Origin of the sequence: Micromonospora sp. CV4, from assembly GCF_003667455.1 — a bacterium.
Classification (GTDB): Bacteria; Actinomycetota; Actinomycetes; order Mycobacteriales; family Micromonosporaceae; genus Micromonospora.
The window spans coordinates 1-10,719 of sequence record NZ_RCVI01000255.1; the positions used below are offsets into that span (position 1 = coordinate 1).

General features: G+C 72.2%; 6 protein-coding genes and 1 pseudogene. 5 read left to right on the forward strand and 2 right to left on the reverse strand.

Features of this window, described 5'->3' with window-relative positions:
- Positions 1–374 precede the first annotated feature (374 nt).
- Positions 375–2,075, reverse strand: coding sequence for a beta-N-acetylhexosaminidase (locus EAD98_RS14425; RefSeq protein WP_233583822.1), 1,701 nt, complete (start codon positions 2,073–2,075; stop codon positions 375–377).
- A gap of 377 nt (positions 2,076–2,452) precedes the next feature.
- Here EAD98_RS14425 and ppdK point away from each other — a divergent pair, with 377 nt between their 5' ends.
- From ppdK to EAD98_RS14445, 4 genes are all read left to right on the forward strand, one after another.
- Entirely contained in the window at positions 2,453–5,161 is a 2,709-nt protein-coding gene (gene ppdK, locus EAD98_RS14430) for a pyruvate, phosphate dikinase (RefSeq protein ID WP_121654572.1), read from the forward strand.
- 273 nt (positions 5,162–5,434) lie between these two features.
- Positions 5,435–5,791, forward strand: coding sequence for a VOC family protein (locus EAD98_RS14435; protein ID WP_121654567.1), 357 nt, complete (start codon positions 5,435–5,437; stop codon positions 5,789–5,791).
- A gap of 66 nt (positions 5,792–5,857) precedes the next feature.
- Complete coding sequence (locus EAD98_RS14440; RefSeq protein ID WP_121654568.1) at positions 5,858–7,126, forward strand: deoxyguanosinetriphosphate triphosphohydrolase; 1,269 nt, start codon at positions 5,858–5,860, stop codon at positions 7,124–7,126.
- A gap of 15 nt (positions 7,127–7,141) precedes the next feature.
- Positions 7,142–7,990, forward strand: coding sequence for a siderophore-interacting protein (locus tag EAD98_RS14445; protein WP_121654569.1), 849 nt, complete (start codon positions 7,142–7,144; stop codon positions 7,988–7,990).
- Between the two features lie 7 nt (positions 7,991–7,997).
- Here the strand turns inward: EAD98_RS14445 and EAD98_RS14450 are convergent, their stop codons facing one another.
- Positions 7,998–9,203, reverse strand: coding sequence for a low temperature requirement protein A (locus tag EAD98_RS14450; RefSeq protein WP_158609798.1), 1,206 nt, complete (start codon positions 9,201–9,203; stop codon positions 7,998–8,000).
- A gap of 114 nt (positions 9,204–9,317) precedes the next feature.
- Between EAD98_RS14450 and dnaG the strand changes: the two are divergent.
- Positions 9,318–10,719, forward strand: a pseudogene (gene dnaG / locus EAD98_RS14455) (DNA primase); the annotation flags it as partial.

Sequence of the window (10,719 nt, forward strand, 5' to 3'; positions counted from 1 at the left end):
GGGTGAAGGTGCGGTGGGGTGGGCGGCGGGGTCAGGCCATCGACTCGGTATCGGCGATGTCGTTGTGTCCCGGGCGCACAATGCCCCGATGTCGGCGAGCTGGAGTCGATCACCTCTCAGTGGCCGAGCCGAGCCGACAGTGCCCGTGAGACACGCGCAAACGGGCTGGCCGGGTCCTGCAGTGGTGGGCACGAACGGCGACGCGAGGCCCACTAGGTTGAGGCCGATGACTCAGAGGCATAAATATGACTCTGAGGTATCGGGCTCTCAGGTGCGGACGCCGCCCGTGGCCGCGCACCGCGGGCTTCCGCCAGGGCGGCGGCCGGCGGGCACGCCCGATCAAGGTGAGGTGATCTGACCGGTTTCGGGGGGCCTCAGGGGTTGTCGGTGCTGGGCACGGGCGCGTTGTCGGGGCCGGGCTGGGCCGGGATCTGCGGGCGGACGGGCTGGGCGGACCCGGCACCCTCGACCGGCCAGGGGACTTCGGGCGCGCGGTGGAAGGTGATTCCGGCGGCGGTCCAGCGCCGGCCGTGCCCGGCCAACCGGTCGCGGAACCCGGCCCAGTCGTGCGTCGCCCGGGGAGACCAACCCAGCTCGGCGATGGCGGGCAGCCTGGGCAGCAGCATGAACTCGATCTCGGCCAGCGAGGTGACCGATTCGGTCCAGAGCGGCGCCTCGACACCGAGCACCGCATCGTCGGCCACGCCCGTCACGTGTGACCCGGGATCCCAGTCGTACGCCCGGCGCACGTCGATGAGGCCGGCCCAGTCCTGCCCGACCGGGGTGTCCGGGGCGTACTTCATGTCCAGGTAGGCGTGGTTGCCGGGGGAGAGGATCAGCCGGGCGCCCCGGCGTACCGCCTCGAGGGTGGCCGGGTCGTCGCCGTTCGTGCCCCACCACTGCAGGACCCGTCCGTCGACGTGCGCGGCCGGCGCGAGCTGGTGCCAACCGACGACGGTCTTGCCCGTGTCGGCGACGATTCGCTGCGTCCGCTCGACGAAACCGGTGTAGACCTCGCCCTTGACCTTGAAAGCCTCGTCTCCGCCGATGTGCAGCCAGGGCCCGGGGGTGAGCGCGGCCACCTCGCCCAGCACGTCGGTGATGAAGTCGTACGTCCGCTCGTCGGCCGGGTCGACGTAGCTGAAGCCGACCTCGGTGCCGGTGTACGGCGGCGGTGCGACCTTGTCCGGCGCCAGCTCGGGGTACGCGACCAACGCCGAGTTGGTGTGCCCGGGGAGGTCGATCTCCGGGACGACGGTGACGTGGCGGGCGGCTGCGTAGGAGACGATCCGCCGGTAGTCGGCCTTCGTGTAGTGCCCACCCGGGCCGCCGCCGACCTCGGTCGCCCCGCCGACGGTGCTCAGCCTCGGCCAGGAGTCGACGGCGATCCGCCAGCCCTGGTCGTCGGTGAGGTGCAGGTGCAGGTGGTTGAGCTTGTAGCGGGCCAGGTGGTCGACGACGCGCAGCACGTCCTCGACGGGGAAGAAGTGGCGTGCCACGTCGAGCATCGCGCCCCGGTACGGGAACCGGGGTGCGTCGGTGATGGTCCCGCCGGGCAGCATCCACCGTTCGGTGACCGGGACCGCGCTCTCGATCGTCGGTGGCAGCAGCTGGCGCAGGGTCTGCACGCCGTGGAAGAGGCCGGTGGCGGTGGCCGCGGTGATGGTGACTCCGGCGCGGGTCACCGCGAGCTGGTAACCCTCGGCGCCCAGGCCGTCATCGTCGTTGAGGCTGGCGTCGTCTTTCAGGCTGTCGTCGCCGGTCAGCACGAGCGCGATGCCGCCGGTCGCTGCCGGTCGGGTGGTGTCGGTGACCGGCAGCGGGTAACCGGTGGCCGGTCGGAGCAGCTCGGCGAGGTACGCGGCGACCGTCAGCGCGGCGGGGTCGGCGCTGGTCACGATGACGGCGTCGGGTGACAGCAGCCAGTCCTCGGCCGGGTCCGGCTCGACGCGCTGCGGGGCGGGCACGACGTCGGGCAGTTGGACCGGGGCCGGCGGGGCGAGCAGCTCGCCGGCGGCCTTGTCGGCCGACCGGGCCAGGGTGGCGGCGTCTGGTTCGTGAACCGACAACGGCACGGAACCGGTGGCACCGGGCCCGCCGGGCACGGCGGTGGGTCCGGGGGAGGGGATGGTCGACACGGCGGCGGCTCCGGGGGGTGTATTCGCGTCGGTTATGGCAAAAGTGAGGTTCACCGGCTGGCGTTGCCGTCAAGGGTACGGCGACAGGCCGGGATGCGTGATCGTGCGCGTGGAAGCGTTCCCAAAAACCGGTACGAACGCGGATAGTCGTGATAGCTGTGCCGATTGTCACCGAACGGTCCCAGGCCACTCGATGTTCGCTTAACCTTCGCCCACCGATCGGCGTCGACCCCGGGATTACCGGTGGTCAGTCCCGGGGTATGAGGAAACTGAACCTTCGTTAAGTGTCAATCCGGCGCGCGTGGGAGGCTCTGGTGGCAGCGCAAGAGACCGTCGATCACAAGTACGTCTACGACTTCACCGAGGGCAACAAGGACCTCAAGGACCTGCTCGGCGGCAAGGGCGCCAACCTCGCCGAGATGACCAACCTCGGTCTGCCCGTTCCGCCCGGCTTCACCATCACCACCGAGGCCTGCCAGGCGTACCTCGCGACGGGCCGGGAGCCGGACGGGCTCGCCGGCCAGATCGAGGCGCACCTGGAATCGCTGGAGCGCGCGATGGGCAAGCGCCTCGGTGACCCGCAGGACCCGCTGCTGGTCTCCGTCCGCTCCGGCGCCAAGTTCTCCATGCCCGGCATGATGGAGACCGTCCTCAACGTCGGCCTCAACGACCAGAGCGTGGTTGGCCTCTCCGCCCAGGCGGGCGGCAACGACCGGTTCGCGTGGGACTCCTACCGGCGACTCATCCAGATGTTCGGCAAGACCGTCTGCGAGGTTCCGGGCGAGGAGTTCGAGCACGCCCTCGACGACGTCAAGCGCGCCAAGGGCACCCACAACGACCTGGATCTGGACGCCGACGACCTGCGGGGGCTGGTCGACGCGTACAAGAAGATCTTCCTCAAGCACACCGGTCGGGAGTTCCCGCAGCAGCCGCGCGAACAGCTCGACCTGGCCATCCGGGCGGTCTTCGAGTCGTGGAACGCCGAGCGCGCGGTGCTCTACCGCCGCCAGGAGCGCATCCCGGCCGACCTCGGCACCGCGGTCAACGTGGTGACCATGGTCTTCGGCAACCTCGGCCCCGACTCCGGCACCGGCGTCGCGTTCACCCGCGACCCGGCCAGCGGCGCCCAGGGCATCTACGGCGACTACCTGGCCAACGCGCAGGGCGAGGACGTGGTCGCCGGCATCCGCAACACGGTGCCGTTGCAGGAGCTGGAGCAGCTGGACAAGACGTCCTACGACCAGCTGCTCTCCTTCATGGCCCGGCTGGAGGAGCACTACCGGGACCTCTGCGACATCGAGTTCACCATCGAGCGCGGCAAGCTGTGGATGTTGCAGACCCGGGTCGGCAAGCGCACCGCCGCCGCCGCGTTCGTCATCGCCGGGCAGCTCGTCGACGAGGGCCTGATCGACCTGGACGAGGCGCTGCATCGGGTCAACGGCGCCCAGTTGGCCCAGCTGATGTTCCCGCGCTTCCAGCTCGACCACGAGTTCCAGCCGGTCGCCAAGGGCATCGGCGCCTCGCCGGGCGCGGCGTCGGGCAAGGTGGTCTTCACCTCCGCCCGGGCTGTCGAGCTGGCGGCCGAGGGCGAGTCGGTGATCCTGGTCCGCCGGGAGACCAACCCGGACGACCTGAACGGCATGATCGCCGCCAAGGGCATTCTCACCTCCCGCGGTGGCAAGACCAGCCACGCCGCCGTGGTGGCCCGGGGGATGGGCAAGACCTGCGTCTCCGGCGCGGACGAGATCGACGTGAACGTGCCGGCGAAGCGGTTCACGGTGGCCGGGCAGACCGTGAGCGAGGGCGACGTCGTCTCCATCGACGGCACCACCGGCAAGGTCTACCTGGGCGAGGTGCCGGTCATGCCGTCGGAGGTGGTGCAGTACTTCGAGGGCAGTCTCGACCCGGAGCACATCGACAACGCGCTGGTCCGGGCCGTACACCGGATCATGACGCACGCCGACGGCCGGCGGCGGCTCGCGGTCCGCACGAACGCCGACACCGGCGCGGACGCCGCCCGGGCCCGGCGCTTCGGCGCCGAGGGCATCGGTCTGTGCCGCACCGAACACATGTTCCTCGGTGACCGGCGGGAGTTGGTCGAGCGGCTGATCCTGGCGCGGGCCGAGGGCGAGCGGGAGGCGGCGCTGGCGGCGCTGCTGCCCTTGCAGCGGGCCGACTTCGAGGAGATCTTCCGCGAGATGGACGGCCTGCCGGTGACCGTCCGGCTGATCGACCCGCCGCTGCACGAGTTCCTGCCGCCGCTGGAGCAGCTCGCGGTCAACGTCGCGGTCGCCCAGGAGCGCGGCGAGGACGTGGCCAAGGAGGAGGCGCTGCTCGCGGCCGTCCGGCGGATGCACGAGGAGAACCCGATGCTCGGGCTGCGGGGCGTCCGTCTCGGCCTGGTCATCCCCGGCCTGTTCGCGATGCAGGTCCGGGCCATCGCCGAGGCGGCCGTCGCCTGCGCCCGCGGCGGCGGGGTGGCCAAGCCGGAGATCATGGTGCCGCTGGTCGGCGCCGTGCAGGAGCTGGAGACGGTGCGCGCCGAGGCCGAGAAGATCATCGCCGAGGTGGTCGGGGACAGCGGGGTCGAGGTGCTGATCGGCACCATGATCGAGGTGCCCCGGGCGGCGCTGACCGCCGGGCAGATCGCCGAGGCGGCCGAGTTCTTCTCCTTCGGCACCAACGACCTCACCCAGATGGGTTGGGGCTTCTCCCGGGACGACGTCGAGGGCGCGTTCTTCTGGCGCTACCTGGAGCTGGGTATCTTCGGCATCTCGCCGTTCGAGTCGATCGACCGCGACGGCGTCGGCCGGCTGGTGCGGATCGCCGCCGACGAGGGCCGGGCCGCCCGGCCCGGTCTGAAGCTCGGTGTCTGCGGTGAGCACGGCGGCGACCCCGACTCGGTGCACTTCTTCCACGAGGTCGGCCTGGACTACGTCTCCTGCTCGCCGTTCCGGGTGCCCGTGGCCCGGCTGGAGGCCGGCCGGGCGGTCGTGGAGACCGGCGGATCGGACAGTCGCTGACGCGTACGCCGGCGGCGGGCTCCTTCGCCGCCGGCGCCGACCGAGGCTCAGATGCCATCGGTCGGTCACGTTCCGCGCTGGAAACGCCACGGACGGCCGCCTCGCCCCGTGAGCCCGTAACCGTCGGCGATCGGCTGGCAACTGCCGGCCAATCGGCGGTTGTGGACCCGTTGACGAGGCGTCGCGGGCAGGCCGGGCGGGCCTACCCGGCGTAATCTTGGCTCGCTCGTACACCGCCGATTGCGCGCGCCGTCGAAGGGGAAGGGTGACTGCATGAGCAGCGTCTGGGAGAGCCTGACCGTCGACGCCCGCGATCCGGGCCGGCTGGCCCGGTGGTGGGCCGAGGCGCTCGGCTACCAGGTCATCGCCGAAAAGCCGGACGAGGTGGAGATCCGCCAGTCCGCCGACCGGCTGCCCGGCCTGGTCTTCGTACCGGTGGCCGACGGCAAGGAGCGCAAGAACCGGCTGCACCTCGACCTGCGCCCCGCCGACCGGGAGGCCGAGGTCGAGCGGCTGGTCGACATGGGCGCCCGGCACGTCGACATCGGCCAGGGCGACGAGGTGGAGTGGACGGTGCTGGCCGACCCGGAGGGCAACGAGTTCTGCGTCCTTCGTGAGCGGGTGGAGTGAGCCGGGCATGCGGGCCCGCGGTCGCGACCAGAGGTGGCGCGACGACGGGGCGGGGCCGGTGACCGGTTGACCGGATCGCCGTCCGCCGCGGCGGAGGCCCGGCTGGTCGAGGAGGCCCCCAAGGACACCGGCCACCGTCGGTCACCGTACGAGCGCGACCGCGCCCGGGTGCTGCACTCCGCGGCGTTCCGCCGGCTGGCCACCAAGACGCAGGTGCACACCGCCGGCACCGACGACTTCCTGCGTACCCGGCTGACCCACTCGCTGGAGGTCGCGCAGATCGCCCGGGAGATGGGCGCCCGGCTGGGCTGTGATCCCGACGTGGTGGACGTCGCCGGGCTCGCCCACGACCTCGGGCACCCGCCGTTCGGGCACAACGGCGAAGCGGCGCTGGACCTGCTCGCCACACCCTGCGGCGGTTTCGAGGGCAACGCGCAGACGCTGCGGGTGCTGACCCGGCTGGAGGCGAAGGTGCTCGCCCCGGACGGCTCGTCCGCCGGGCTGAACCTGACCCGCGCCTCGCTCGACGCCATCGGCAAGTACCCCTGGCCGCGCCGGCCGGGGCAGCGCAAGTTCGGGGTGTACGCCGACGACGTGCCGGTCTTCGACTGGATCCGGGTCGGCGCGCCCGGTGACCGGCGCTGCCTGGAGGCCCAGGTGATGGACTGGGCCGACGACGTCGCGTACTCGGTGCACGACGTGGAGGACGGCATCCACGGCGGGTACGTGACGCTGCGCCCGCTGCTCGCCGACGCCGACGAGCGGGCCGCGCTCTGCGCCGACGTGGCCGCCACCTACTCCGGGGAGTCCCCGGAGGATCTGGCCGACCTCCTGGTCGAGCTGCTGGCGGACCCGCTGCTGGCCCCGCTCGCCGGGTACGACGGCAGCCACCGGGCCCAGGTCGCGTTGAAGGCCACCACCAGTGGGCTGACCGGCCGGTTCGTCTCCGCGGCGGTCGCCGCCACCGAGGAGCGTTTCGGCCCCGGCCCGCACCGCCGCTACGCGGCCGACCTGGTGGTGCCGCGTCTGGTCCGGGCCCACTGCGCCCTGCTCAAGGGCATCGCGCTGCGCTACGTGATGCGCCGTTCCGGGTTCCGGGGTCGCTACGAGCGGCAGCGCACGATGTTGGCCGAGCTGGTGGCCGCGCTGGTCCGGCGGGCGCCGGACGGGCTCGATCCGGTCTTCGCGCCGCTGTGGCGGGCCGCGCCCGACGACGCCGCCCGACTGCGGGTGGTGATCGACCAGGTCGCCTCGCTCACCGACCCGGCGGCCGTGACCTGGCACACCCGTCTGGTCGATGGCAGCGCACCGCCGGTCGGGGCCGGCAAAGATTAGGCTAGCCTAAGTGACATGACGGAACGCCCCAGGAACGTCACCTCGGTCCGGGTGCTGCGCACCGAGCGGCCCACCCCGCACCTCATCCGGCTCATCCTCGGCGGGGACGCGCTGGCCGACCTGCCGGTGGGCGAGTTCACCGACCACTACATCAAGGTGGTCTTCCCGCAGCCGGGCGTCGCGTACCCGGAGCCGCTGGACCTCGCCGCGATCCGCCGGGACCTGCCCCGCGAGCAGTGGCCCCGGCTGCGTGCGTACACCGTGCGGCGCTGGGACCCCCTCGCCGAGGAGCTGACCGTCGACGTGGTGCACCACGGCGACGAGGGGCTGGCCGGGCCGTGGGCCGCCGCCCTGCGCCCGGGCGATCCGGTGCACTTCGTCGGCCCCGGCGGGGCGTACGCCCCGGACCCGGACGCGGACTGGCACCTGCTGGTCGGCGACGAGAGCGCGCTGCCGGCGATCGGCGCCGCCCTGGAACGGCTGCCGCTGGGCGCCCCGGCCCATGTCTTCCTGGAGATCGCCGACCCGGCGGAGGAGCAGAAACTGCTCAGCCCGGGCGCCGTCCAGCTCACCTGGCTGCACCGCGGCGACCGCCCGGTCGGTCAGGCGCTGGTCGCGGCGGTACGGGAGCTGGAGTTCCCGCCCGGTCAGGTGCACGCCTTCGTCCACGGCGAGGCGATCTTCGTCCGGGAGCTGCGCCGGCTGCTGCGCGGGGAGCGCGGCGTGCCCGCCGATCGGCTCTCCATTTCCGGCTACTGGCGGCGCGGCATGGACGACGAGGGCTGGCGCTCGACCAAGGCCGACTGGAATCGCCAGGTGGCGGCCGAGGAGGAGACCACGGCCGAGCCGGCCACGGCGGCCTGAGGACGGCTCATCCCTCGGGTGTCTGGTTGGCCTCACCGGCCCGAGCGAGTCGCCGGCTGAGCAGGACGGCGTACCCGACGATCGCCGCGGCCAGCAGCGACAGCATCACCTTCGGCTGGTGCACCGTCCCGGTGATCACACAGACCGAGATCACCCCGTAGGCGGCGATCGCCAACCGGGCGGCGCTCGGCCGGGTCCACAGCCAGTACAGGGCCAGGCCACATGCCGTCCACACCACCATCGAGGCGCCCAGCAGGAGCCGCAGCTCCAGCGGCAGCCGGGTCACGTCGTCGTCGACCAGCCGGACCACCTGCCCGAGCGCCCAGCCGAGCAGCAGCAGCGAGCCGCCGAGCGGAATGTGCAGGTAGCTGTACGCCTGCCCGCCGCGTAGCCGACTCTGGGTCAGGCGGGTGGTGACGAAGGTGGTGTAGACCCACCACACGGCCGCCGGGATCAGGAAGGCCAACGCCGCGGTGAGGATCATGTGTGGCGGGGGGTGGTCCGGCACCGCGAAGAGGAGGCTGGCCAGCGCGCTGCCCAGGACGATGATGGTGAACTGCCCGATCCGTTCCGGCAGATGCCGGTTGTCCACCGGCCAGCGGTTGAGCCAGCGCGCCCCCACCCACGGCGTGGCCAGTTCGATGACCATCGCGACGATCCACAGGACCGGGCGCAGCTCGGTGGGCGCCGGCAGCGACAGCAGCCAGATCAGCCAGCCCGACCCGAAGCCGATCAGGTAGACCGTCGTCACCACGCGGGCCATCGGGCTGGTCGGGCGGGCACGCAGGTACAACAGGAGCAGTACGCCCCGCACGATCAGGTACCCGATCGGCAGGAGCGGGCTCTCCGGAACCTCGTCGACACCGAGCGTCATCGCGCCCGCACCGACCAGGGCGACCAGCACCAGCAGTCGGTGCAGCGCGTCATCCGGATCGAACCGGGTGTCGTAGTAGACCTGTCCCAGCCAGGCCCACTGGATCACCACGAACAGCCCGATCACGGCCAGCACGGCCCTCGGCGAGGGACTGGGTTCGCCGCCCAGCCGGGCCACGACCGCCGCCAGCGCGTACACGAAGATGACGTCCAGGAACAGTTCCAGCCAGGTGGCGTGCCGGTGCCCGGCCTCGTCCGCCAGCGGCGCCGCCCCGCGTACGCCCAGCCGACCGGCCAACCATCCCGGCAGGCGGGCGCCGGCGGTGCGTACCCTGCGCATCTGGTCATGGTCCCCGCGCGGGCCCGGCTCCCGGGCCGGAACCGCGGAGCCGGCAGCGGCCGTCGCCACACCCGGCGTCCCCCGGCGGGCACGTCGTCGGTCCGGCAGGGCAGGATGTACGGCGAGGGGGTGGCGCATGGCTGGGCGGATCCGGGACGAGGACATCGCACTGGTCCGGGAACGCACCTCGATCGGGGATGTGATCTCCGAGACCGTCACCCTGAAGTCCGCCGGCGGCGGCAACCTCAAGGGCCTGTGCCCGTTCCACGACGAGAAGAGCCCCTCGTTCAACGTCTCCCCGGCCCGCAACGTCTGGTACTGCTTCGGCTGCGGGGCCGGCGGCGACGCGATCAAGTTCCTGATGGACGCCGAGCACCTCAGCTTCGTCGAGTCCGTCGAACGGCTGGCGGGCCGCGCCGGCATCCAGCTGCGGTACGTGGAGGACGACAAGGGCACCCCGCGCCCGCGTCCGCAGCAGGGCCAGCGCCAGCGCCTGGTGGCCGCGCACGCCGCCGCCGTCGAGTTCTACCGGGCGCAGCTGAGCACCGCGGGCGCCCGGCCGGCGCGGGAGTTCCTGGCTCAGCGTGGCTTCGACCGGGCCGCCGCCGAACGCTACGGCTGCGGCTTCGCGCCGGAGGGTTGGGACCTGCTCACCAAGCACCTTCGCCAGCAGGGCTTCAGCCACCAGGAGCTGGTCACCGCGGGGTTGTCCCGCGAGTCCCGGTCCGGCACGCTGATCGACCGGTTCCGCCGCCGGCTGCTCTGGCCGATCCGCGACCTCGCCGGTGACGTGATCGGCTTCGGCGCCCGCAAGCTCTTCGACGACGACGACGGGCCGAAATACCTGAACACCCCCGAGACGCCGATCTACAAGAAGTCGCACGTGCTCTACGGCATCGACCAGGCCAAGCGCGAGATCGCCAAGCAGGGTCGAGCGGTGATCGTCGAGGGCTACACCGACGTGATGGCGTGCCACCTGGCGGGCGTGACGACGGCGGTGGCGACCTGTGGCACCGCGTTCGGCGCGGACCACATCGGGGTGCTGCGCCGGCTGCTGCTGGACACCGACTCGGTGGCCGGGGAGATCATCTTCACCTTCGACGGGGATGCCGCCGGCCAGAAGGCCGCGCTGCGCGCCTTCTCCGACGACCAACGGTTCGTGGGCCGGACGTTCATCGCGGTCAGCCCGGACAACATGGACCCGTGCGAGCTGCGGCTGGCCAAGGGTGACCTGGCCGTGCGCGACCTGGTCGCCCGGCGCGAGCCGCTGGTCGACTTCGCGCTGCGGCACGTGATCAGCCGGTACGACCTGGACACCGTCGACGGCCGGGTCGAGGCGATGCGCCGGGCCGCGCCACTGGTCGCGCAGCTCAAGGACCGGGAGAAGCGCCCGGAGTACGTCCGAAAACTCGCCATGGACCTCGGCATGGAGATCGAGCCGGTGCAGCGGGCGGTGCTCGCCGCCGCCTCCGCCCCGCCGCCCAACGCCCGGGACGCCGCATCCGCGGCCCGGCGC